The 23,743-nt window shown below is 71.7% G+C and carries 24 protein-coding genes and 1 tRNA gene; 5 read left to right on the forward strand and 20 right to left on the reverse strand.

The window, feature by feature from the left end; translation table 11 throughout:
- Positions 1–85 precede the first annotated feature (85 nt).
- Together MODMU_RS14920 and MODMU_RS27130 are read left to right on the forward strand one after the other, a co-directional pair.
- Positions 86–2,644, forward strand: coding sequence for a SpoIIE family protein phosphatase (locus tag MODMU_RS14920; protein ID WP_197537337.1), 2,559 nt, complete (start codon positions 86–88; stop codon positions 2,642–2,644).
- Positions 2,645–2,872: 228 nt separating this feature from the next.
- Positions 2,873–3,364: an ATP-binding protein gene (locus MODMU_RS27130; protein WP_014741139.1), complete on the forward strand. Its 492-nt coding sequence runs from the start codon at positions 2,873–2,875 to the stop codon at positions 3,362–3,364.
- Between the two features lie 270 nt (positions 3,365–3,634).
- Here the strand turns inward: MODMU_RS27130 and MODMU_RS14930 are convergent, their stop codons facing one another.
- The 14 genes from MODMU_RS14930 to MODMU_RS14995 form a co-directional block, all read right to left on the reverse strand.
- Complete coding sequence (locus tag MODMU_RS14930; protein WP_014741140.1) at positions 3,635–6,916, reverse strand: LysM peptidoglycan-binding domain-containing protein; 3,282 nt, start codon at positions 6,914–6,916, stop codon at positions 3,635–3,637.
- Positions 6,913–7,341: a hypothetical protein gene (locus tag MODMU_RS14935; protein WP_014741141.1), complete on the reverse strand. Its 429-nt coding sequence runs from the start codon at positions 7,339–7,341 to the stop codon at positions 6,913–6,915. Before MODMU_RS14935 ends, MODMU_RS14930 begins: the two co-directional genes overlap by 4 nt.
- The gene (locus MODMU_RS14940) at positions 7,338–7,730 is read right to left on the reverse strand and encodes a pilus assembly protein TadE (protein ID WP_231851640.1); all 393 of its coding nucleotides are present in this window, start codon (positions 7,728–7,730) and stop codon (positions 7,338–7,340) included. Before MODMU_RS14940 ends, MODMU_RS14935 begins: the two co-directional genes overlap by 4 nt.
- A gap of 65 nt (positions 7,731–7,795) precedes the next feature.
- Positions 7,796–8,260 (reverse strand): TadE family protein, encoded by a 465-nt coding sequence (locus tag MODMU_RS14945; protein ID WP_083869785.1) that lies wholly within the window; start codon positions 8,258–8,260, stop codon positions 7,796–7,798.
- Between the two features lie 17 nt (positions 8,261–8,277).
- The gene (locus MODMU_RS14950) at positions 8,278–8,514 is read right to left on the reverse strand and encodes a hypothetical protein (RefSeq protein WP_014741144.1); all 237 of its coding nucleotides are present in this window, start codon (positions 8,512–8,514) and stop codon (positions 8,278–8,280) included.
- A gap of 23 nt (positions 8,515–8,537) precedes the next feature.
- Positions 8,538–9,449, reverse strand: coding sequence for a type II secretion system F family protein (locus MODMU_RS14955; RefSeq protein WP_014741145.1), 912 nt, complete (start codon positions 9,447–9,449; stop codon positions 8,538–8,540).
- Complete coding sequence (locus MODMU_RS14960; protein WP_231851642.1) at positions 9,446–10,078, reverse strand: type II secretion system F family protein; 633 nt, start codon at positions 10,076–10,078, stop codon at positions 9,446–9,448. Before MODMU_RS14960 ends, MODMU_RS14955 begins: the two co-directional genes overlap by 4 nt.
- Positions 10,079–10,131: 53 nt before the next feature.
- Positions 10,132–11,130: an IS481 family transposase gene (locus tag MODMU_RS14965; protein ID WP_014741146.1), complete on the reverse strand. Its 999-nt coding sequence runs from the start codon at positions 11,128–11,130 to the stop codon at positions 10,132–10,134.
- Between the two features lie 63 nt (positions 11,131–11,193).
- Positions 11,194–11,430, reverse strand: a complete 237-nt coding sequence (locus tag MODMU_RS14970) for a hypothetical protein (protein ID WP_041795317.1) — start codon at positions 11,428–11,430, stop codon at positions 11,194–11,196.
- On the reverse strand, positions 11,427–12,824 hold the full coding sequence (locus MODMU_RS14975; RefSeq protein ID WP_231851643.1) for a TadA family conjugal transfer-associated ATPase: 1,398 nt from the start codon (positions 12,822–12,824) through the stop codon (positions 11,427–11,429). Before MODMU_RS14975 ends, MODMU_RS14970 begins: the two co-directional genes overlap by 4 nt.
- 71 nt (positions 12,825–12,895) lie before the next feature.
- The gene (locus tag MODMU_RS14980) at positions 12,896–13,678 is read right to left on the reverse strand and encodes a CpaE/TadZ family protein (RefSeq protein WP_014741148.1); all 783 of its coding nucleotides are present in this window, start codon (positions 13,676–13,678) and stop codon (positions 12,896–12,898) included.
- Between the two features lie 4 nt (positions 13,679–13,682).
- Positions 13,683–14,258, reverse strand: a complete 576-nt coding sequence (locus tag MODMU_RS29580) for an SAF domain-containing protein (RefSeq protein WP_269454024.1) — start codon at positions 14,256–14,258, stop codon at positions 13,683–13,685.
- Positions 14,259–14,398: 140 nt separating this feature from the next.
- The gene (locus MODMU_RS14990; RefSeq protein WP_014741150.1) at positions 14,399–15,346 is read right to left on the reverse strand and encodes a hypothetical protein; all 948 of its coding nucleotides are present in this window, start codon (positions 15,344–15,346) and stop codon (positions 14,399–14,401) included.
- Entirely contained in the window at positions 15,343–15,948 is a 606-nt protein-coding gene (locus MODMU_RS14995; RefSeq protein WP_085984751.1) for a hypothetical protein, read from the reverse strand. Before MODMU_RS14995 ends, MODMU_RS14990 begins: the two co-directional genes overlap by 4 nt.
- A 256-nt stretch (positions 15,949–16,204) precedes the next feature.
- On the opposite strand from MODMU_RS14995, the gene MODMU_RS15000 reads away from it, so the two are divergent.
- The 3 genes from MODMU_RS15000 (at position 16,205) to MODMU_RS15010 (ending at position 18,696) form a co-directional block, all read left to right on the forward strand.
- Positions 16,205–16,843, forward strand: a complete 639-nt coding sequence (locus MODMU_RS15000) for an A24 family peptidase (protein ID WP_014741153.1) — start codon at positions 16,205–16,207, stop codon at positions 16,841–16,843.
- A 202-nt stretch (positions 16,844–17,045) separates the two neighbouring features.
- On the forward strand, positions 17,046–17,339 hold the full coding sequence (locus MODMU_RS15005) for a helix-turn-helix domain-containing protein (protein ID WP_014741154.1): 294 nt from the start codon (positions 17,046–17,048) through the stop codon (positions 17,337–17,339).
- 127 nt (positions 17,340–17,466) lie between these two features.
- On the forward strand, positions 17,467–18,696 hold the full coding sequence (locus MODMU_RS15010; protein ID WP_014741155.1) for a tyrosine-type recombinase/integrase: 1,230 nt from the start codon (positions 17,467–17,469) through the stop codon (positions 18,694–18,696).
- 393 nt (positions 18,697–19,089) lie between these two features.
- Here the strand turns inward: MODMU_RS15010 and MODMU_RS15015 are convergent.
- The 6 genes from MODMU_RS15015 to MODMU_RS15040 form a co-directional block, all read right to left on the reverse strand.
- Positions 19,090–19,163, reverse strand: a tRNA-Pro gene (locus MODMU_RS15015).
- Between the two features lie 75 nt (positions 19,164–19,238).
- Positions 19,239–20,606 (reverse strand): ribosome biogenesis GTPase Der, encoded by a 1,368-nt coding sequence (gene der, locus MODMU_RS15020; RefSeq protein ID WP_014741157.1) that lies wholly within the window; start codon positions 20,604–20,606, stop codon positions 19,239–19,241.
- Positions 20,603–21,289, reverse strand: coding sequence for a (d)CMP kinase (cmk, locus tag MODMU_RS15025; RefSeq protein ID WP_014741158.1), 687 nt, complete (start codon positions 21,287–21,289; stop codon positions 20,603–20,605). The genes der and cmk overlap by 4 nt, the downstream gene beginning before the upstream one ends.
- Positions 21,286–21,654 carry a chorismate mutase gene (gene aroH, locus MODMU_RS29135; RefSeq protein ID WP_331437082.1) on the reverse strand — a complete coding sequence of 123 codons (369 nt, stop codon included), beginning with the start codon at positions 21,652–21,654 and terminating at the stop codon, positions 21,286–21,288. Before aroH ends, cmk begins: the two co-directional genes overlap by 4 nt.
- A 96-nt stretch (positions 21,655–21,750) precedes the next feature.
- Positions 21,751–22,668 carry an aldose 1-epimerase family protein gene (locus MODMU_RS15035; RefSeq protein WP_014741160.1) on the reverse strand — a complete coding sequence of 306 codons (918 nt, stop codon included), beginning with the start codon at positions 22,666–22,668 and terminating at the stop codon, positions 21,751–21,753.
- A complete protein-coding gene (locus tag MODMU_RS15040; protein ID WP_014741161.1) occupies positions 22,665–23,738 on the reverse strand; it encodes an ABC transporter ATP-binding protein in 1,074 nt (357 codons plus the stop codon). Before MODMU_RS15040 ends, MODMU_RS15035 begins: the two co-directional genes overlap by 4 nt.
- Positions 23,739–23,743 lie beyond the last annotated feature (5 nt).

The raw sequence follows: 23,743 nt of genomic DNA on the forward strand, positions 1-23,743 counted from the left end.
TCGAGACCACTGCATGGGACACGGGCGGCGGGGTCCCAGTCTGCGAAGGGGACGCGTGACCGGCTCTTTGCCTGCTGCTGCCCCGTTGCCCGCGGCTCCGGACCCGGCGTTCGAGCGGTTCGCCCGCCTGGTCCGCCGGCAGCTGGGCGTGCCGGTGTCACTGGTGACGTTGGTGTCGACCGACGAGCAGGTGTTCCCCGGGGCGATCGGGCTGCCCGAGCCGTGGCAATCGACCCGGTGCACTCCGTTGAGCCACTCGTTCTGCCAGCACGTCGTGCGGTCAGGGGAACCGCTGATCATTAGCGACGCGCGCACCAACCCGCTCGTCGCGGACAACCTGGCCATCCCCGACCTCCACGTCATCGCCTACGCCGGCATCCCGCTCACCGACACCGACGGTGCCGTGGTCGGGTCGCTGTGCGCCATCGACAACCAGCCCCGCACCTGGACCGATGAGGACTTCGCGGTGCTCACCGACCTGGCCGGGGCGTGCAGCTCGGAGCTGCAGCTGCGCCAGGCCCAGCAGCGCACCGCCGAGTCCGCCGCCGAGACCCGCGTCCTCCGGGCAGAGCAGGACGCCGACCGGTCCCGATGGGAACTCGCCCTGGCCGCCGGGCAGGTGGGCACCTTCGCGCTCGACCTGAACGCCGAGGTACTGACGGTGGACGACCGCCTGCTGGAGTTGTCGGGGATGGACCGGGCCTCGTTCTCCGGCCGCTCCGAGGACATGTACACCAACGTCCACTCCGAGGACGTCGACCACGTCATCGCTGGAGTTCGCCACGCCATCGCGACTGGCGGCACCTACGCGGCGGAGTACCGCATCTGCAACACCGCCGGCTCACACCGGTGGCTCACCACCCGCGGCGAGGTGCTGGGTGATGACGAGTCGGGTCGGCGGCTGATCGGGGTGGTACACGACATCACCACCACCCGGGAGCCGCAGGAGCAGGCCGCGGAGATCGTCGACGCGATGGCGATCGGGTTCCTCGCTGTGGACACCGACTGGTTCATCACGCACGTCAACCGCGAGACCGAACGGATCTCCAGCTACACCCGCGACCAGATGATCGGTCGCACGCTCTGGGACGTGTTCCCCGCCGCCGTGGGCACCGTGTTCGAGGAGCGCTACCGCCGGGCCGCCGCCACCGGGCAGCCGGACTCCCTGGACGCCTACTACCCCGAGCCCCTGAATGCCTGGGTCGAGGCCCGGATCGTGCCGGGCCCAGCTGGGATGGCGTTCCACTTCATCGACGTCACCTCCCGCGCAGTCGCCCAGCAGCAGGCCGAGCAGACGGCGGCCCGCGAACGGCTGCTGTCCCGCGTCACCGAGGACCTGTCCGCGGCCCTGGACGTCGAGACAGCCGCGGACCGGCTCGCTCAGCTGGTCGTCCCGGCGATCGCCGACTGGTGCGTCGTGAGCAGCAGCGACGACGACCGGGCCGCCGGCTCCCGCCGTGGGCTGCGCACCGCGTCCTGCTGGCACACCGACCCCGATCTGCGGGGCACCACCGCCGCCTACGCCGAGGCTCGGCTGAGCTCCCTGGATGACGACTCGATCCTCGTGCGCGCACTGAAGACCGGGCAGCTGCAGCTGGTCGAGTCCGGCGCCCCCGCGCGGGTACTGCCGATGGTCACCGCCGGCCCGGTCCGTGACCTGCTGGCCACCCTGGCCCCCGACGCGGTCGCCGTCCTCCCCCTTCCTGGCAGGGACGGACCGGTCGGGCTGCTCACCCTCGCCAACGGCACCGAGCGCGGCGCGTTCACCTCCGAGGACCTGGCCACGGCTGTGAGCATCGCCGACCGGGCCGGCCTGGTGCTGGACAACGCCCGCCTCTACCGGCAGCCGCGCGACGTCGCCGAGGGCCTGCAACGGTCGTTGCTCACCGAACCCCCGCAGCCCGACCACGGGCAGATCGTCGTGCGCTACGTCCCGGCATCCCAGGCTGCGCACGTCGGCGGCGACTTCTACGACGCCTTCCTGCAACCTGCCGGGGCCACCGTGCTCGTCATCGGCGACGTCGTCGGCCACGACACCGCCGCGGCTGCTGCGATGGGCCAGTTGCGCAGCATCGTGCGGACCCTCGGTGCGCTCGACCACGACGGGCCGGCCGACGTCCTCACCCAGGCCGACCAGGTCATGCGGACCCTAGAGTCCCACATTCTGGCCACGACGGCGGTGGCCCGCCTGGAGCAGACCGACGAGCAGCGCGCCGCCGGAACGACCCAACTGCGCTGGTCCAACGCCGGGCATCCGCCACCGATGCTGATCCACCCCGACGGGCACGTCGACGTCCTCACCCACGACCGGGCCGACCTCATGCTGGGCGTGCACCCGGCGGCGTTGCGACGGGAGTCGGTGCTGACCGTCGAGCGCGGCAGCACCCTCGTGCTGTACACCGACGGACTGATCGAGCGGCGGGACCAGGACCTCGACGCCGGCACCGCGCGGCTGCAGGCGGCCCTGGCCGAGTTCGCCGGCTCGGGCCTGGAGGAGCTAGCCGACCAGGTGCTGGCCCGCATGCTGCCCACGACACCGGATGACGATGTCGCGCTGATCGCCGTCCGGCTGCACCGTCAGGACCGGCCGCGGCCGGCCGAGGCCGGGCCGAACCGGATCCCGCCCAACGTCCCCGCCGAGTGACTTCCCCACCTCGCGGCTCCAGGCCAGTGGCTCCCGAGCGGGACGCTGCGGGCACGCTCGACCAGGCGAACGTTCCCGCTCCCCCGGACCCGGTCGGGGCCGAGCGTGTCAGTCCCCCCGGCCAGGGGCATGCCGGACAGACGACGCAACACTGCGTTGGAGCTCGACACGAGCGGGCGCTGATCCGATGTGCGGTCGACCACGAAGATCCGCGGAAGGCACAACTCGATGACCGGTTCGACCAGGACGCCCGAGGAGTACGCCAAGGCCTTCGCCTCGTGGCACCGGGACACACCCGTCCCCCAGGGCGCCGAGACCCGGCTGGCCCTGCAGCTGCTGACGCTGCGGGGCCTGAGCGCCGTCCGCCGGCAGGTACAGGACTTCTTGCTGTCCTCCCTCGGCCTGGCGCGCGAGGACCTGGTGCCCCCGGACGTCGAGGACCTGGTGGAGCGGGCGATCCTGGTGATCGACGAACTGACGTCCAACGCACTGCGGCACGGCTCGCCGCCCTCGAGCCTGCACGTCGCCGACGAGGAGCACCGGTGGGTGGTCATGGTCATCGACGCCGCACCCGACCGGCTCCCGACACCGGCGCGTGAGCGGCCCGCCGGACAGGGCGGGTACGGCCTCTACGTCGTCGCCGACCTCACCAGCGACCACGGGGTGCACTACGAGGACGACCGCAAGCTCGTCTGGGCCTGCCTGCCCAAGCTGACCTGACGGGGTCAACTCCTCGAGTCAGAGTTCGACAACCTCATCTGCGCCGCAAGGTGGCCCAAGCACGACAGTCGCGGAGACAACCAAAGTCGTCGCCGTACCTCGACACAGGACCCATAGATGAGGGAGGTTATGTTTTATCCGCCTCGTCACGCCGGGTGACCAACTTAAAGCTGTTGATGCCGCCCCCGGACAGTCAGCGACCCGCTCAGCTGTCGGCCCGCAGGCGGTTGGTCGCCGTTACCCGAGTGACGGCGCACGCGCCGGCGCCGATCAACCCGCGCGGTTCATCCGCTGGCGTCGAAAGAGGATGTCGGCCGTCCGGGGCGGCAGGTCCTCTTCTACCTCGGCATCGTGGTTGGCCAGGATCCGGGCGACGTAGGCGTCAGCCCCCGCCCGGTTGCCCTGGGCGTCGCAGGCAGCAACGAGGTCGAGCAGCGGGACGTCCTCAAAGCTCCCGGCATTCAGCGCGACCTGCGCCGCGGCGGCGGCGAGCTCCGGCTCGCCGGACGCCAGATGGTGGGTGGCCACGGTGTGCGCGACGTCGACGATCATCGCGGCGTACTCGTGGTCCAACCGGGAGTTCCCGTCGACCAGCCAGCTGTAGCCGCCGGCAGCTCCCTGGCGTAGCAGCGGCAGGTCGAAGGGTCGGCCAGTGACCAAGTCGAGCGCAGCCCGCAGGTCGGCGATGCCTCCGGCTCCCCGGGCCAACCCGCGGACCCGGAGCCGGCGGAAGAGCTCTGCGTCGATCAGGATGCCGTCGATCCGGTACCGCCCAGCGGCCGCTGCGGTGAGTCCGGAGGGCAGGTAGTCAGTGCCCGTCACCGGGTCGGCTCCGAGCCAGGCTCGGACGACCGAGATCGACTGCCGCACCTTGGTCTTGCCGATCACGTCCGGCTCGTCGGGCCAGATCGCGGTGGCGTATCGCTCGCTGGTCGCGCCCTGGGGCCGGGTCGCCAGGTAGGCGACGATCTCCGTGTAGAACTGCCGCCGCTTGTTGCGCTCGGGCAGCGAACCCTGGGCGCGAACCTGAACCGGACCGAGCAGCGTCAGCTTCGGCCGGGGCGAGGATGCGTCGGCCCAGTCCGCCAGGTCTTGGTCGAGATCAGGGTCAGCGCGCTGAACCTGATCCCGAAGAGCGTCGTCGGTGACGGGAGCCAGAGCTCGGACGTCGCGCCCGGTCGTCGCGGCCACGTCCACGTACGCCTGCTCAGCCAGCGGCAGGACCGAGTCGACCCTCGCGGTCAGCGGATCAGCCCGGCGCGGCGCCGGCTCGTCATCCGCTCCCTCAGCTGGGAAGCCGCCGCAGGCATCCGCGTTCTGCTCCCAGGGCCGCTCCCCATGCGCCGGCGGGACGGGACGATCCTCCGTGACGGCGGCGAGCGCGAGCATCTGGGCCAGCGGGGCAGCCTCCGCAGCCGGTAGCTGCTGGGCGCGCAGCTCGAGCCCCAGCGCGGGGATGCGCAGGAGCCCGGCCTCGTCGATTGTCAGCTGCCACCGGACGTCGTCCGTCCGGTCGCCACCGGTGGCCAGCACGACGGCTACCCCGCTGCGCGACGGCTGCCGTTCAAGCGCAGTCAGCAGGTTCGCCAGCGCAGGGTCGCCCTCTGGGAGGTGAGGACCGATGAGCAGCACGTGCGGCGCCCACGCGTCGGCCGCGATGTCCCGCAGTCGACCGGTCAGCACGTCCGTGTCGGCAAGCCGCATGGCTTCGGTCACCGACTCCAGGCGGCCGGTCAATGTCGCGATCGGCTTGTCGACGTCCTCGGTGTAGGTGAAGCGGTCGGGGTTGATCTCCGCCAGCTCCGCGCCGAAGCCGACCGCAGTGACCTGCAGCATCTCCGACCAGGTGTTGTGGGCGAGCTCGGCGGCCAGGAACCGGAGGAGGTCGAGACCGCGGTCAGTACTGCCGGTCAAGGAGATCGCCGCGACCCGTTCGAGGTCGAGCAACCAATGCTCTCCGCCGGCGGTCGAGCCGACCGAGGCCAGCGTGGGGAACGGCGCGAAGAAGTGGGCTCGCCGGCGCTCGTCGTAGCGCAGCGGGTCGCCTCGCCGGATCGACCAGCGGGTACCCGCCTCATCGACCGTCCATGGCTCCGGTGCCCAGAACGCCGAACTGGTGAGCATGAGAGTCAGGACGTCGTCGGTCATGCAGACCGCGACGACGTCAGGCAGCCGGCCCTCCTCCACTGAGGCCAGTTCCTGCACCAGGCTGCGCAGCGCTTGGTCCAGCCAGGTGACGTCCGCACTGCCCGCCGACTGCAGTGCTCGCTCGACGTGCAGGAGCTCCGGCGGGGTGCTGCTGATCAATCGCCCGGGGCGCCGGTGCCGGAACTGGCGACGCCGGTAGCGCAACAGGGCCATGAGTGAGACCCCGGCCACCAGCACGCCGCCACCGGTGAACGCGACCGCCGGCAGCTCCGACACCACCTCCACCGGAGCCTCAGCTCGGGTCGGTGACGGGTCAGCACGAGACGCGGTTGGCTCTGTCGCCTGCGGGCTCGCCGTGCCCGGCCCCGCCGGTTCGGCCGTGATCGGTGCGGGTTCAGGCTCGGGCTTCGGTGCGTGCTCAGGTATCGGATCAGGCAGCGACTCCGGCAAGGGCGCAGGGGCTGTCGAGGTCTCGGCCGAAGCCCCCTCGGCCGCTGGAACGGTCAGCGTCCATCCCGGCCTGATCAGGTCGGGATCGCTGAAGACCGCTCCCCCGGGCTCGGGCCTCCCCCGGTTCACCTCCCATGCTGTCTGCCAGCTACGCGCGTCGCCGGCGACCTCCGCCGCAATGCCCGACAGGGTGTCCCCCGGCTCGACGGTGACCTCGTGAGCCGCGGCCGACGCAACGGTCGGACCGGCGTCAGCTGCTGTCAGCCCGGTCGCGTCCGATGGCAGGACGAGCACCGTGCCCGGGACGATCTCGTTGTCCGGGCCGACGCCGGCCGGGTTCAGCTGGACGATCTCCGGATAGCGCAGCGGGTCCCCGAGGTAGCGCTCGGCCAACGCCCACAAGGTGTCTCGCCGGCGCACCTCGTACGTCTTCGACGGTGTGGGCGGGACTTCCTCGGGCGCGGAGATGGCGGACGCCGTCTGGATGGCCGGCGCGCTGATGGTCGCCCCCGCCAACGTGGGAGCGGCGTCGAAGGCGGCGGCGACCGGTAGCGGAGGTCGGGTGGGCGTGGCTCCGGAAGACGATGTGCCGATGGCTGCCGGAGCGACCGTCAACCCGACCACGACCGCAGCCAGCAGGGCCGCCACCGGCTGCCGGAAGAAGCGCAGTCCGGGCAGCGTCCCTGCCGGACGTGCCCGAGCCAGGGCGGCCACCTCCGCGACCGTCGAGGCGGTGAACAGCGCCCAGCACACCCAGACGCCGGCGCCGAGCACGACCTGCAGCAGCCGCCCGTCGTCCCGAGCCGTCAGCACGGCGACGGCTTCGTCAAGGGACGGCACACCATGCGGCACTAGGTGCAAGGCCGTGAGCAGCACCGGCACGCCGACGATGATGGCGACGAGCACTGTCAGCGCGCCTACGGCCCTGAGCAGCCGGACGGCGTAGGTGCTCACGAGACCCCTTCTCCGGAGGTGACGCCGACCTGCAGTTGAGCGGTGTGCGTGCGGGTCTGGCTGACCGGGATCCCGAGCAGCGGGGTGGAGGCCGTCACGGTCACGCTGACCTCGATGAGTCCTGGGCCCAGCACGCTGACCGCGCCGGTGGCCCCGGCCTGCTGCAGGTAGGAGTTCGCGGCGCTCGTCGCCAGCTGGACGTCCGCGGCACCGCCGGCGGGCACCGGACCGACCGCAATGCTGGCTGCCCGGGCGGCCTCGGCAGAGTAGGTGTCGGCACGGTTGGCGGCCTGGATGGCGGTGCCGGCGTCGACGAGCGCGGTCACCAGGATTCCGGCGATCAGGACGATGAAGCAGAACAGCACGGCCACCGATCCGCGGTCGTCCTTACTGAGCAGGGCTCGGCGGCACGGAGCGTGGCTCATGACAGGTCCCTGGCGGGGTCGAGCGGACTGGTGGCGGTATCGCGCAGGGTGCGAGAGCCCGGCAGTCCGGCCACACCGATGTCGGACAGGTCGACCGTGCACGTCACCGCGACGACGACCGACGCCAGGGCACCCGGCGCGCTGACAAAGCCCGCGGTGTCGACGGTCACCTGGACGTCGGCGCAGTGCAGGTCCCGGCTCGCCAGGGCCTCGGTGGCGCTGGCGGTGGCCAGCTGCTCGGCAGCCGCGCTGGACCGGGCCAGTGACGCGTCCCGCGCGGCGATCCCGGCAACCCCGCTGATGCGGTCACCGGCCAGGGCGATCCGGGCTCCGATCACCAACATGGTCAGGACCAGAAAGGCGACAGGCAGCAGGATGGCCAGCTCCATCGATTCAGAGCCGCGGTCGTCGCGCAGGCGCTGGCCGAGCCGGCAGCGGAGCGGAGTGCGGCGTCTCATGGTAAGTCCGGTGTGGTGAAGCGTTCCTTGCCGCGCACCACCGTGACGTCGACGGTTGGGGTGAAGCCCGGTAGCGGGATGACGTTGGGGACCTCGGCGACGACGTGCACCGAGACGGTGGTGGCCGTGTCCTTTTCGGTCACCGAGTAACTGGTGATGGTCCCGGTACCGAGCCGGGCCAGGTAGACGTCCGCTGCGTGCTGCCCCGCTCCCCCGGTCGCCTCGCTGGCACTCGCGGCCCGCGCCCCGTCCTGGGCCGCGGCGTCAGCGGCCTCCCGGGCGAAGTACCACATGGCCAGCTGTGGGCCGGCGAGCAGCAGCGCAACGATGATGGGGAACAAGATCGCGAACTCGACGCTGGATGAGCCGCGGTCGGCGTCGCTGGGTCCCTGGGTGCCTGGGCGCGCCACAGCACCGGACGACGGCGCGACCGTCCGGTTCCAGGTACGAGGCACAGGCATGGCGCCGAAGGCCCCGGCTACTGGAAGAGCCCGATCTTGCTGTTCACGAATGTCACCGCAGCCGCAGTGACCGCGCCGCCGAGCGCGATGGCGAGGATCACCATGAAGGCCTTCTCCGACGAGTCGGAGCCTCGGTCGTCGACGACCTCCTCACCGCGGAGCCAGCCGACGGCCGCGAGAACCAGCACGGACAACGTAACCTGCACGGCCAGCACGAGGCGGGGCGCGCGGCGGCGGACGGTGGACGGGGACATGGGACCTCCAGGGGACGGGGCGTTCACGGCGCGACCGAGAACATGCGGAGCAGGAACGGAACGAGGACGAACAGGGTCAGTCCGGTGACCAGCAAGGCCAGCGGGCGCGCCATGCGCTCGCTGATCTCGTTCGCCTCGCTGCGGGCGTCGGACAGCTCGGTGTGCCGCAGGGTCCGGGCGCTGGCCAGCAGGGTGTTGTAGACCGACGCGCCGTCGGCTGCCACGGCTGCGATGTCCGCCAGGCTGCGCAGCTCGGCCACGTCGAGTTCGTCGCCGAGATCGCGGAGGTCGGTCCACGGCTTGCGGCCGGACAGCGCGGCGCGTCGGATTGCGCGGTGCATGCGGAGGAAGGGCTCACTGCCCGACACCTCGGCGGCCTCCTCGAGTGCCTGCTCCACCGAACCTCGTGCCCGGCGCTCACCGGCCACCAGGGTCAGGAAGGACTCGAGGTTGCTGCGGAACTCGGCCCGCGCGTGACTCGCGGCTTCGCTTGCCTCGGCCGAGGGCAGCAGCCAACCGACCGCGGCGAGCGCCAGCCCGACGGCGCCGGGGAACACGAACGGCAGGGGCACGTCGAGGAACGCGAGGGCCACCCCGAACAGGGCAGGGGCGAGCAGCCCTGTCGAGGCCAGGGTCAGCTTGCGCGCGGCGAGCTGGGTGCGGGTCTGGCCGATGATGTTCAGGTCAGCGTCGGGGACGCCGAGGTGCTCCTCGGCGGCGCGAGTCACCGAGCTCGGCAGGGCGTTCCAGAAGCCCCGCGTCGAGGTCGGGGGCAGCGCCGCCGGCGCGAGGGCAGAGCGACCAGCGGGGCTGGCAGAGAGCTGGTCCAGGGCTGCGGATAGCGACGGGGGTGCAGGCCGTAGCTCCCGCACTACGAGGACGAGACCGAGCGCCACCAGCATGCCGGCGAGAGTGACTACCTGCAGACCGGTCACCGTTCCACCGTCACAGGTTCTGGGTCCACGAGGACTCGCGGTCGTGTCGGTGGGTCGGACAGGCGCCGCATCCACCGCAACGCCGTCCCGAAGACCACGACGTCCACCAGCAGTGCGACCTGCCCGAGGGCGGTGGAGTAGCCCGACAGGAAGGTCCGGGCGAACAGCGTCATCCCGACGACCAGGATCAGCGTGGTCACCACGATCGTGCGCATGTTGGCCCGCGGCTTGGCGCGTTCGGCCTCCACCTCGCGCACCATGCGCGAGCGCTCGTCCAGGTCTGTGGCCAGCGCGGTGAGGACCTCGGCGAGTCCGGGGCCGCCGTTGCGCTCTCGCAGGATGAGCACCATGGCGATCTTGTCGGCGGCGGGATCGCCGACCTCGCTGGCGAACTGCCGCAAGGCCGACTCGACGCCCTGTGGGCCCATCCTGGTCACCAGGTTGCTGACCGCCGGGGCGATTGATGCCGGCGCGGAGGTCAGCGAGCGGCGCAGCGCCTCCCGGGTCGAGCCGGCCGCCCCGGAGCTGATCAGGTCGGCCAGCCGCCGCGTCCAGTCCGCCAGCGCCTCCGAGGTGGCGATCAGCTGCTTGGCTGCCTTGCCACCGCCGAGCACCTTGGGGATGAACACGACGCCCCCGACCGCGGCGAGCGCGGCAACCGGCCAGCCGGTGACGAGCAGGACTAGCTGTACTGCTCGGTGACGTTGATGCACCGGCTGATGGGTGGGAGGTTGCCCAGGGCGGTGTGGGGCCGGTGATGGTTGTAGTGGTGCAGCCAGCCTGACAGGGCCGCCCGGCGGGCTCTCTCGGAGGTGAAGAGTCGGCGGTAGGCCCACTCCTCCATCAGGGTGCGGTTCAGCCGCTCGACTTTCCCGTTGGTCTGTGGGCGGCGGGGCCGGGTGCGGGAGTGCTTGATGCCCAGGGCGGTGTGTTCATCGCGCCAGGCGTGGCTGATGTAGGCAGCCCCGTTGTCGGTGAGCACGCGTTCGACGGTGATGCCGTGGCTGGCGAAGAACGCTCGCGCCCGCGCCCAGAAGGCCAGCGCGGTGGCAGCGGTCTCGTCATCGAGGGGCTCTGAGTAGGCCAGCCGGCTGTAGGCATCGACCGCGGAGTGCACGTAGCAGTAGCCCAGGTTCGGGCGGCCGTGCACTTTCCGCGGCCGGGTTGGGTCGCGGTGAGCCTGCCGGTTGCGGCCGCCCTGCTCGCGGCCGTGCGCTCGCCAGCCGCCCCCGTCGGGGATGTTGCCCAGCTTCTTGACGTCGACGTGCACCAGCTCGCCGGGGCGGGTCATCTCATAGCGGCGGACCGGCTCACCGGTGACCCGGTCGACGTGCCAGAGCCGGTTGATCCGGCAGCTGGTCAGCACCCGATGCACGGTCGAGGGCGCCACGCCGACCCGCCCGGCGATCGCGACCGGGCCCAGCCGCTGCTTCCACCGCAGGTGCACGATCTTGCGGACCACTGGCTGCGGCGTGCGCCGCGGTGACCGGGCCGGCCGGCTGGACCGGTCAGCCATCCCCGCCGGCCCCGCCTCGCGGTAGCGCTGCGCCCACCGGGTCGCCGTCGGCCGAGACACCTGGAACCGCTCAGCTGCTCGCGCGATCGGCCAGCCGTCATCGACGATGCAGCGGGCCAGCCGAAGCCGACCCTTCTCGGTCAGGGGCGCATTACCGTGGACCACGAGGGACCTCCTGGGTCGGCGCGGGTGCTTGGCGGCTCCCACACCAAACCCGGAGGTCCCTCCTCACATCAAGATCAGCCGCTCACGCGGCGGTGCACCAACCTGTTCGGGCAGTACAACTAGCACCCCGGCGGCCAGCGCGCCGAGGTGCAGCGGGGTGACCTGCCGCCGGTGACGCAGCCGGGTCGACGGTGTGCCAGCGGGAAGGAGGCTGACCCCTCGGGCCACCGCAGCGACGGCCACCAACCCAGCGGAGACGACCAACCCGGCGAGGGTCAGCAACAGGACCCCGGCCGTCACGAGACGGCCTCCCGGGTGCCCGGGTCGGACGGCCAGTCCGAAGCGTCGGGGTGCAGCCAGTTCAGGTCAAAGCCCGCGGCGGTCAGCCGCTCGGCCAAGGTCTCGCTGAGCATCCCGGGACCGGTGGCCTGCGCTCGCCCATCCCCATCGCGCGGCGCGAAGATGGGCCGGAGGTCCGGGCGGCCGGAGTCGCCGATCGCTCCGAGCTCGTAGATGCCGGATACGAACCGGGAGTAGCTGCGGTCGCGCTGCACGTGGACGACGAGACCGAGCGCGGCAAGGGAGCGCAGCACCAGCTCCGACGACGGGGTGGGGTGCGCCTTCAGCGCGTTGATGAGCACCTTGTCGAAGACGCCCTCGGCCGACGGTGAGTGGATCGTGCACATCACCGAGGCGATGCCGCTGGTCGCGGCCTCCAGCAGCGAGGTGACGTAGGCGCCGCGGACCTCGCCGACCAGCACCCAGGTCGGCGACGCCCGGAGCGCGAGGTGGAGCGCGTCGCCCATGTCGAAGCCGCCGCGGCCCTCGGCGTTGGGCAGCCGCGACTCGAACGGCCGGCACACCGCATGCCGCTTGACCAGCTGCTGCTGGACCGGGTCCCACCGCGGCAGGTGCAGGCCGAGCTCGCGCTCGTCCTCCACGGTGATGACGACGTTGTTCCAGGGGATGGCGTTGCCCAGGGCCCGCAGCAGGGTGGTCTTTCCAACGCCCGGCGCGCCGGTGACCAGCGGGGAGATGCCGGCCTCGATCGCCGACTGCAGGAAGGTGCGGAGCGGGGAGTCGATCATGTTCATCCGGTGCAGGTCGTCCAGGCTCGGATCGCCGAACCGGTGCACGCGGATCACCCCGGCCGGCCGGGGCAGCACGTCCATCGCCGCCTGGAGCCGGGCGCCCAGCTCGGTGACGCCCTGCATCCGCACGTTGAGGATGGGGCTGGCCGAGGAGAACTCCCGGCTGGTCTGCCCGCCGTCCGAGCGTGACCCGATCGACCGCAGCAGCTGCTCCAGCTCCTCGTCGCTGGAGGCGATCGGCGGCCCGGGCACCAGCCGGCCGTCGACCGTGCGCAGCACCGTGGGGTCGCAGCCCTCGAAGTGGATGTCCTCCACGTCGCTGCGAGCCAGCAGCGGAGCCAGCCGCCCCAGCCCGTCGAGCTCGGCCAGGACGGCGGCGAAGATCGTGTCCTCGGTGGAAACGGCCGGAGCCGATCGGCCGCGGTTCGCCTCGTGCAGCAGCCACTGCTCGTACTCGTCGCCGATGAGCTTTCTGGTCAGCTCTCGCCGCGGCCCGGGCGCGTAATTCCGGTCCTCCACCGTCAGCCGCGTCGACACCCGGTCGCGCAGCTCGGCCACGACGCGGTACTCGGCGTCGCTGAGCTGTGGCCCTTCCGAGGGCACTGCGGACAGGCCCGCCTGGCCAGCTGCCCGGGCTTCCACCGTCGACCCCGATGCGGCTTGGAGATTGGCGGTCATCCAGCCACCACCGGGGAGTCGGCGGAGCGCTCGGTCGAGGCAGCCAACGTGCCGGCGAGGGACGCAGCGGCGCGCATCAGCGCCGAGCGCTGCATTGCCTTCGTACTCAACCGGGCACCGTCGGAGAGCACTGCTGCCGCAGCCCGGTCCTCCGGCAGGACGCCGGCGAGCGGCAGTTCCAGCGCTTTGGCCACCTCGCCCGCGGAGTAGGGACCGTCCCCGACGACCAGCGCGGACACCGTCGCCAGATCGCCGAGTTCCTGACGCAGCCGCTGGACGGCGTCCTGAGCCGCGTGCACCGATCGCACGCTGCGCCGCACCGTCAGCAGGACCCGGTCCGCAGCACGCAGCACCGGCCAGCACCCTCGGTCGGTCACCAGACGCCCGGCGTCCACCACGGCGTCCCTGCCGAGGGAGGCCGCAGATCGTTCCAGAGCTGCCGCGAGCCGCTCCCACGAGCGGTTGGTGAACGAGCTGCCCTGCGTCGTCGTCGCGAAGCCCGAGATCAGCGACACCTGCGGTTGCTCTGGTACGTGGACCGAGTGCTCGGCGAACAGCGCCGCAGCTGCCGCCACCGGCAGGTCGTGGCGGGCGGCGGCGGACCAGGACAGCAACCCGCGGTCGACGCCGACCCGGCCGGCCAGCATCCCGGGCGCCATGTCCCCGCCGCACAGGTCGCAGTCGGCGACCAGCAGCGGCCGGGGCCAGGACAGCGCCAGCGCCCAGGCGGACGTGGTCACACCGGGCGCTGCCTTGCCCGAGGCCAGGACGGTGAGCACCCGATCAGCTCCCCGCCGGCAGCAGGATCAGCGCGAGGTTCCCGGTCGAGGCGAGCTGGGCCACCGTCGGACCGTCGTCGTGCGGCAGTCGCACATCGACCACCGTCAGCTGCGTGGTCGGGTTGGCCGGGCCCACCTCGGCGACCGTCGCCTCGGTCGACGGCGGGGTCGCTCCCTCGGCGACGCCGGTTCCGCCGGAGCCGGTGCTGCCCGGCGTCGGGACGATCAGAACCCGCTGGCCAGCGGTGAGCCCGCGAGCCGGGAACTGCCCCTCCTTCAACGGCAGCGCCACCAACAGCTCCCCCGCCGCCAGGCCGTTGTCCGCGCCGACCTGCGCCTGGGTCAGCAGACCGCCGCGGACGAGCGGGACCTGAGCGACCATCCCGACGACCCGCGACTGCTCCGTTGCCGGGATCGGCGACAGGTGCGGGTCCGACGGAACACTGGCGACCGTCAGGTCGTCGGCCGTGATCGTCGAGCCCACCGCCACGTCCTGCGCGACCGCCAGCACCTCGATGTGCGCAGTCAGCATCTGCCCGGCGGCGAAGGCAACGAGACCGCCGAGCAGCACGACCAACACGCTGAGCACCAGGGACTTGCGGCTGACGCGTCGTCTCGCCGCAGCACTCCGCAGTTGTGGTGCCGGCGACGACGGGGGCACATCCGGCGCCTGGGCCAGGTGGCCCGCTGCCGGCCTCGCTGATGTCCGGACCCGCGCCGTCATCGTGTGACCACCGCTTGTGCCTCGGCGACTGCGAACGTTGCGTTGGACGTCGTCGTCAGCTGAGGCAGCGTGCCGCTGGCTCCCGTCGACGACGTCCAGGCGACGGACCACTGAATGCCGTACGTGGCCGTCACCTCTCGATCGGGCTGGTGGATCGACGAGTGCGGATACCGGTAGTCGCAGCCCGCCGGGGACGGCGACCACACGCCGTCGGCCGGCTGCCAGACCGCGCCCGGACCCGCGCAGGAGACGGCCCCCGCCCCGTCGCCGGGGGTGAAGGACAGGGAGGTCGGCGTGACCGTCACCTGGGCCCACACGCCGCCGGCATCGGCCCGTACGGACAACGTGTGGAAGGCGGCAGCGTCGGACCAGAACCAGGTGTAGGCGTTGACCACCGTGAACGGTTGCCCGTCCTGCAGTGTCCCGGCCGGGTACCGCCCAGTCGTCGGTGTGGGGATCGTCAGCGTGCGCAGCGCCTGCTCGGCGAGCACCGCGGGGTCGACCGCGGCCAGCCCGGCCGGTGGGGTCGCCGACCAGAACGAGAACCCGCTCGTGCCGGGGAACGACCGCCCGCCGGTGTAGTAGGTGCACACGTAGATGGCGCCGTCGGTATGTCCGTTCCAGACGAGCGCGTCCTTGGGAGGCTGGGCCTCCTGCTGGGCGTAGCACTGCATGCTCTGCAACCACCAGCCGTCGTCGCTCTGGCACGGGATGACGGTGCCAAGGGGGGTGACCGTGCAGGTCGGCTCCGCGGTGCTCTCGCCACCAGAATTCGGATCCTCGGAAACAGGCTGGGTCGTCGGCCTCGCACCCAAACCATCCGATCCGGCTTCCACGACGCAGACGCCGTGCGCGTCGTACAGCTGGCACGACACCGGATGAGCCGCAGCAACCGCTCCGGAAGCGCAGACACAGAGCAGCGCAGCAGCCAGCGCGAGGGTCATCCGCCGCACGACTGCGCCTGCGCGTTCGAAGCCATGCTGACCCGCCATGAGGATTGGTCGGGGTAACGCGGGTTCACCACCGTCAGCTGCTCGACGAGGTACTGCGGTCTGTCGGCGGGAACGATCGACCGACCGGTGGTGTCGATCGCGTCCACCTGGCTGACGTCGACACATGCGGTGACGATGACGGTCGGACCGGCCGGTGAGGGCATGGCCGCGGAATCACTTGTGAGGTCGATGCTGTCCACGGACGCCGAGACCAGCTGGACCCGACCTGTCTGCTGGTAGCGCTGGGCGTGAAACTTTCCGATCGCCGTGGCCTCCACCACTGCGTCTGGTGCCACGGCGACCTGATAGACGTCGTCGAGCGGCCGCGACGGGTCGAGGTAGAGGTCGTCGATGGTCTCGAGGTAGGTCGGGATCAAAGCGACCGCCTGTGCCTTCGCCTCTTGCGCGGCATCCGTGGCGGCGCTGGACGTGCTCGCCGATGGCGGGCTCGACGTCGGCGAGGACGGCGTCGCGGAGGGCTCCGGACGGGACGACGAGCAGCTAGAGATGACGAGTACGGCGACCACGCCTGTCAGCACTCGAAGCACCGCCATACCGCTGAACCTCCCTGTACCCGTCGTGTGCTGAGCGAGACTGCCTCGTCTGTTACTCAGGGCGACAGGAACAGGCGCCGTTTCACTCGGTCGGGTGACAGGCATCGGCCAATTTCTCGCTGTACGCACGTGCACGGGTGTATCGCAAGGCAATGTCAGGAGGCGACCTCGGCAGTCATCGACGCTTGCCCACGACCTGAACTGCGCGAGAAGGCGGCTGGGAAGCCGGTCAGCGGCGGAAGGAGGACGCGACGGGATGGGCGGCGGATCGTCGTTCGTGGCGGTCGCCGGGATGATCTTCGGAGCCGCGATCAGCCTCTTGCTCACCTCGGTCGGGCTGTCACAATTGGCCCGTCGCGATGAGGCCGGTGTGCGATTGCGACTGATCAGCGCCCTCGCCGGCGGCCTGGCTGGAGCGGCGGCGGTCGCGACTTCGCACCGGGTGGACGTCTGGGAGCTAGCTCCTGCACTGCTGTTCTGGGGATGCGCGCTGGTCGCGGCGGCCACCTGTGATGCGGTGACTCAGCGCATCCCCACGCCGCTCGTCAGGCAGGCCGCCGTCGCGACCGTCGTGCTGCTGTCCATCGGCCTCGCGGCGCACGGCGACTGGACCGGCCTCGTGCTCAGCGGGGTCGGCTCGATCGCTGCTGGGCTGACGATGACCGTGTGCTGGCGCTTCGCTGGGGCGGGCTTCGGCGACGTCCGCCTGGCGGTGCTCGGCGGGCTGGGTCTCGGTCATGCAACTTATGAAGGACTTGTAGCAGGCCTTGCTGCGGTAGCCGCGACGACGGTGGTGCTTGCAGCGGTCGCGCTCGCTCGTGGGAGCAACCGGAAAACCATGATCCCGTACGGGCCTGCCCTTGTAGCCGGCTTCCTCATCGCAGCAGCGCTCTGAGCTCGACCAGATTGCCGAAGGCAAGCGACCGGGGCAGCGGTAGGCGACGGGCACCGGTACGCGTCGTCGGTTCGCTCGACATCCCTCCTTGACTCAGATCGACAGGGTGTCCGTGTCACCAAGTGCGCGTCCACGGCGCCTTCTTCCAGGGGACAGAGACGGCCGAATGGGCGGTCGCAGAGACGCTGGGTGAGGAAATGACATGGCCGACCCGCAGGTGCTGAGGGACGTGCTGTCCGACGACGCACTCCTGGTGACGCCCGAGGAGGCGGCAGCCCTCCTCCGGGTCGGGCGCACGACCGTCTACGCGCTCATGAAGGCCGGGGACCTCCGTCCGGTGCACATCGGCCGTAGCTGTCGACTGCCGAGAAGCGAGCTCAACCGCTACATCGACAGCCTCACCTCTTCCCGGTCTGAGCAGACACAGCACCTGCAGTTGGGCACGGATCAGAACGGGGCGCGTGGCTCTGTCCACACCCTGCCGAGCGGGCACTGACCTGTGCACTGCCGCCACATGCGACCTCCCCCTGGCGCGACGCTGATCGCAGATCAACTTCGAGCGATGGGCGAGACGTGACCGCTACCGGGCCTCAGGACCGGCCACGACGTCCAGGAGTCGTCGCGTGACGCCGGCCAAGCGGCGCGGCAACAGCGAAGGCTCGGCACCGCGCCGTCGGGCCGACGGCAGGTTCCAGATCAACCTGCGCGTCACCGACGAGGACGGCCTCAGCCAGCGCTTCACCGTCTACGGCAGCACGCCCAAGGAGTCCCGCGACAGGGCGGCGGCGATCAGCGCCCGGATTCTCGGCGGCCAGCCGGCCAAGGACCGTCGGCAGACCGTGCAATCGTTCACGCTGCACTGGATCGACACAACCCTGCAGGCGTCGGAGCGGAAGCAGAACACCAAGAACTTGTATGCCGGCGTTGCCCGGACGCACGTCCTCAGCAGCTCCCTTGGCCGTCTCACGCTGGACAAGGTCCGGCCGTCCCACGTCGAGGGCTGGGTCGTCGGACTGCGCCGCAAGGGTCTCGCCGACTCGACCATCCGGACGGCGTACACGGTGCTGCGGGCGATTTTGGACACCGCCGTGCGAGACGGCGCGATCGGCATCAACCCTGCGGCGGCGATCAAGCGGCCGAAGGTCACGAGCAAGGAGGCCGCGCACCTGACCCCGACGCAGGTCGCCGACCTGCTCGATGCAGCTGGCAGTACGCGGTACGCACCCCTGTTCGAGCTCCTTGTCCACACCGGGTTGCGCCGCGGGGAAGCACTTGCGCTCCGGTGGGCGGACGTCGACCTCGACCGAGGGGTCCTGCGGGTGCGAGGCACCCTGGCCCGCATCGACGGCGCCCTGGTCGTCACCGAGCCCAAGACGGCCAAGTCCAACCGGTTCGTGCCGATCTCCACCTCCGCGGAGCGCCTCCTCTTGAACTTGCGCAGCGCCCAGGCCGCCGAGCGGCTGCATGCCGGCTCGGCCTGGCACGAGACCGGCTACGTGTTCACCACCGAGACCGGCGACCCCTGCGACCCGCGCAACGCGCTGCGCGCCTTCAAGGTCGCGGCCGCACGAGCCGGCCTGCCCGACGCCGGGCTGCACACCCTGCGACACTCCGCAGCCAGCGCCATGCTCAGCCACGGCGTCCCGTTGAAGGTCGTCTCCGACATCCTCGGCCACTCCTCCATCGCCATCACCGGCGACGTTTACGGCCACGTCTCCCCGGATGTCTCCCGCGACGCCGTGGCCACCCTCGGCGCCGTGCTGAGCAACTCGGGGCCGGCTGATAGTGGTCAAACTGTCCGACGAAGCAGCAGCAGCCGCTCTCGGTCTCGCGGACCCCGTTTCACCCGCTGACGTCACGGCGACCCGGCCTGACGGCCCCTCACCTGACGCGCGTCCGCCGGCCGCTCCCCCATGGCGCTCTTCGCCGGGGCGAGACCTCCGTGCTGCTGTTCGATCCGGTGCGTCGGTAGGCGGCCCTCGACACTCCGCAGCCAGCGCCGTGCTCAGCCACGGCGTCGCTGAAGGTGGTCTCCGACGCCCTCGGTCACTTATCCATCGCGATCACCGGCGTCCACGGCCATGGCTCCCCCGACGGATCCCAGGGTGCCGTGGCCGTCCTGGGCGCCGTCCTGGGCAACTTAGGGTCGGCTAATGGTGGTCAAAATGGTGGTCAAACCAGCCTACCGAACGAGAGAGGCCGCTCCCGGTTTCCCGGAAACGGCCTCTGAGCTGCACTTTCATCTGTCGGGCTGACAGGATTTGAACCTGCGACCCCTTGACCCCCAGTCAAGTGCGCTACCAAGCTGCGCTACAGCCCGAGCTCCGAGCGCCTCGCGGCCCTCGAACGCTGCCCCGGAAGGTTACCGCACGGCCTCCCGGGGCCTGGCCGGGGCCTACTTCTTCAGGTCCCGGGCCTTGGACTCCCGCACCTTGACCGACACGTCGATCGGGGTGCCGTGGAAGCCGAACTGCTCGCGCAGCCGGCGCTCCAGGAACCGCCGGTAGCCGGCCTCGAGGAACCCGGTGGAGAAGACCACGAACCGCGGCGGCCGGATGTCCGCCTGGGTCACGTACTTGATCTTCGGGGCGCGGCCGCCGCGGGCCGGCGGCGGCGTCTCCTGCACCAACGCCCGGATGAACGTGTTCAGCTCCGCCGTCGGCACCCGGGTCTCCCAGCCGGCCAGCGCCTCCTTGAGGTGCCCGGCCAGCTTGTTCACCCCGCGGCCGGTCAGCGCCGAGATGTTGACCCGGCTGGCCCACTTGACCCGGGCCAGGTCGCGGTCGATCTCCTTCTCCAGCTGGGCGTGCCGGTCCTCGTCGAGGGTGTCCCACTTGTTGAACGCGATCACCAGCGAGCGGCCGGCCTCGATCACCTGGGTGATCACCCGCTGGTCCTGCTCGCTGATCACCTCGTCGGCGGCGAGCAGCACGACGGCCACCTCGGCGGCCTCGATCGCCGCCTCGGTGCGCAGGCTGGCGTAGTACTCGGTGCCGCTGGCGGTGTTCACCCGGCGGCGCAGGCCGGCGGTGTCGACGAACCGCCACTCCTCCCCGCCGATCGTCACGATCGAGTCGACCGGGTCCACGGTGGTGCCCGCGACCGAGTCGACGACCGAGCGCTCCTCCTTGCTCAGCCGGTTGATCAGGCTGGACTTGCCCACGTTCGGCCGGCCGACCAGCGCGACCCGGCGCGGGCCCCCCTGGTCCTCGGTCTCCCGCGGCGCCTCCGGCATCGCGTCGAGCACCAGGTCGAGCAGGTCACCGCTCCCCCGGCCGTGCAGCGCGCTGACCGGGAACGGCTCGCCCAGCCCCAGCGACCACAGCTCCGCGGCGCCGGCCTCGCTGCGCTCGTCGTCGACCTTGTTGGCCACCAGGATCACCGGCCGGTCGCTGCGCCGGAGCACCCGCGCGGCGGCCAGGTCGGTCTCGGTCGCCCCGACGGAGGCGTCGACGACCAGCACGATCACGTCCGCGGTCTTCATCGCGTACTCGGCCTGCCGGGCGATCGCCGCGGCCATGCCGGTCGCCTTCGGCTCCCAGCCGCCGGTGTCGACGACGGTGAAGTTCTTGCCGTTCCACAGCGCCTGGTACGGGATGCGGTCCCGGGTGACCCCGGGGACGTCCTGCACGACGGCGGCGCGACGGCCGATGAACCGGTTGACCAGGGTCGACTTGCCGACGTTCGGCCGGCCGACGACCGCCACCACGGGCAGCGGCCCGGTCGGCTCGTCGAGGTCGGGGGGCAGGTCGATGTCGCTCATGCGGGCTCTCCTACAGCTGTGCGGGCCAGGTCGAGCACGCGCTCGACGACGGCCTCGCGGTCCAGCCCGGTGCTGTCGACGACCACGGCGTCGGCAGCAGGGCGCAGCGGGCTGTCGGCCCGGCTGCTGTCGTACTCGTCCCGGCGGCGCAGGTCGGCGGCGATCTGCGCGATCCGGGCGGGGTCGGTGACCCCGAGCTGCCCGGCGCGGCGGTCGGCGCGCGCCTCAGGGGCGGCAGTCAGGTAGATCTTGAGGGTGGCGTCGGGCAGCACGACCGTGCCGATGTCCCGGCCCTCGACGACGACGGCGTCGGCGGCGGCGACCAGCGCGCGCTGCCGGTCGACCAGCAGCCGGCGCACGGCCGGGACGGCGCTCACCGGCGACACCGCGCGGGTGACCTCGGTGCCGCGGATCCGCTCGGCCACGTCCACGCCGTCCACGGTGACCGTCTCCGCGTCGGCCGTCGTCCCGACCTGGATGTCGGCGGCGCTGACCGCGCGGCTGATGCCCTCGGGGTCGTCGAGGTCGACCCCGGCGTCCAGCACGGCGACGGTCGCGGCGCGGTACATCGCGCCGGTGTCCAGGTAGGCCGCACCCAGCCGGGTGGCTACCGCTCGGGCCACGCTGGACTTGCCCGTCCCCGACGGCCCGTCCAGCGTCACCTGCCCCACGAACTCGCTCACTGTGCGATGTCCCGACGCAGGGCCACGGCACCGCGCAGGTACACGTGCTGCACCTCGGCGCGCGCCCGCGGGGTGTCCACGTGCGCCATCAGCCGCAGCACCCGCGGCAGCGCGTGCGGCACCGCGATCTCGGTGGCGCACATCAGCGGGACGTCGCCCAGCCCGAGCTCGCGCGCGGCCAGGGCCGGGAACTCCGACACCAGGTCGGGGGTGGCGGTGAACAGGATGCTGATCAGGTCCGCCGGGTCGAGCTCGTTGCGCTCCAGGACGGTGCTGACGAGCTCGCGCGTGGCGTCCAGCACCTCGTCGCGGTCGTCGGCGGCCACCTGTGTCGCTCCCCGGATGGCACGGACGGCCACAGCCACTCTCCTCGATCGACGCGGTGCACGGGTCGCCGCGCACCTCGGTCGAGTCTACGGAGCCCGCGCCACCCGCTCCGCCGAGCGCCGGGAGCCCTCCGCTCAGCCGATGGGCGCGATGCCCCAGCTGCCGGTCGTGGACTCCCCCGGCTCGAGCCGCAGCACCCGCTCGCCGGTCGCGAAGGCGTTCGGCGGGCAGGTCATCGGCTCCACCGCGAGCCCGCGCCGGCGGCGCGGCTCGGGCAGCACGTCGCCGGTGAACAGCTGCAGGTGGCCGTACGCGCCGTCCATCCAGACCGCCGCGCCCCGGCCGTCGGGGCCGGTCAGCCGCACCCAGGCCCGGCCGGCGTCGTCCCGGTCGAGGTCGGTGAAGCAGTGGTCGACGACCAGGTCACCGACCGGCCGGCCGGCGCGCAGGTCGTACCCCGTGCCCGCGACCGGCTCGGCCCCGGTGGGCAGCGCCCGCTCGTCTGTCAGCAGGCGGGTCGCCCCGGGTGCGACCAGCGTGCAGTCGTCGACCAGCAGCCCCGCACCGGCGGCCAGGTAGGGGTGGTGGCCCTCCCCGTAGGGCACCGCCACCTCACCGGCGTTGGTCGCGGTGGTGGTGACCTGCAACCCCGCCGGGCCGAGCGCGTACGCCACCTGCAGCAGCAGCGTCCACGGGTAGCCCGGCTGCGGGTGCAGCAGCAGCTCCAGCGCGACGGTGTCGCTGGTCCGGCCGGTCACCCGCCAGGGCAGGTACCGGACCAGGCCGTGAATGGCGTTGTGCGTCTCCGGCTCCGACAGCGGGGTCTCGTGCTCCTCGCCGTCCCAGCGGTAGCGGCCGTCGCGCAACCGGTTCGGCCACGGCGCCAGCACGTGCCCGCGGGCGCCGGCCGCCATCTCCCGCTCGCCGTAGCCGTCGAGCAGGTCCCGGCGGTCGGCCCGGTAGGTGCGCAGGCCGCCGCCGACCTCGACGACGACGGCCTCCGCGCCGGCGGAGCGCAGCGCGAACTGCTCGCCGGTGGGCAGCACCGTCACCCGAGCCGCTCCCCCGAGCTGACGTCGAACAGGTGCACGTGCCCGCGGCGCGGCGTCACGTGCACGACCTCGCCCTTGCCCGGCGGACGGCGGCCGTCGACCCGGGCGATGATCTGGTGCTCGCCGTCGCCGAGCCGGGTCCGGCCGTAGACGTAGGCGTCCGCGCCGAGCTCCTCGACGACGTCCACCTCGATCGGCAGGCCGCTGGCCGACACGTCCAGGTCCTCCGGCCGCACGCCGATCGTCACCTGGCTGTCGGCGGCCCGGCCGAGCACCTCGCGGGACACCGGGTACACGTCGCCGCCGAACAGCACGCCGCCGTCGACCTGGTCGAGGGTGAACAGGTTCATCGCCGGGGAGCCGATGAAGCCGGCGACGAAGACGTTGGCGGGCCGGTCGTAGAGCTCGCGCGGCTTGCCCACCTGCATGAGCAGCCCGTCCTTGAGCACGGCCACCCGGTCGCCCATGGTCATCGCCTCGACCTGGTCGTGGGTGACGTAGACGGTGGTGACCTGCAGCCGGCGCTGCAGCTGGGCGATCTGGGTGCGGGTCTGCACCCGCAGCTTGGCGTCCAGGTTCGACAGCGGCTCGTCCATCAGGAACACCTGCGGGCTGCGCACGATCGCCCGGCCCATGGCGACCCGCTGCCGCTGCCCACCGGACAGCGCCTTGGGCTTGCGGTCCAGGTAGGGCTCGAGGTCGAGCAGCTTGGCCGCCTCCTGCACCCGGGTGCCGATCTCGGCCTTGCCGACGCCGGCCATCTTGAGCGCGAAGCCCATGTTGTCCGCGACCGTCATGTGCGGGTACAGCGCGTAGTTCTGGAACACCATCGCGATGTCCCGCTGCTTGGCCGGGACGTCGGTGACGTCGCGCTCGCCGATCCGGATCGCGCCGTCGTCGACGTCCTCCAGCCCGGCCAGCATCCGCAGCGAGGTCGACTTGCCGCAGCCGGACGGGCCGACCAGGACCAGGAACTCGCCGTCCTCGATGCGCAGGTCCAGCGCGTCGACCGCGGGGCGGTCGGCGCCGGGGTAGCGGCGGGTCGCGGCGTCGTAGGTGACAGAGGCCATGGGGG

This window comes from Modestobacter italicus (assembly GCF_000306785.1).
In the GTDB taxonomy this organism is placed as follows: domain Bacteria; phylum Actinomycetota; class Actinomycetes; order Mycobacteriales; family Geodermatophilaceae; genus Modestobacter; species Modestobacter italicus.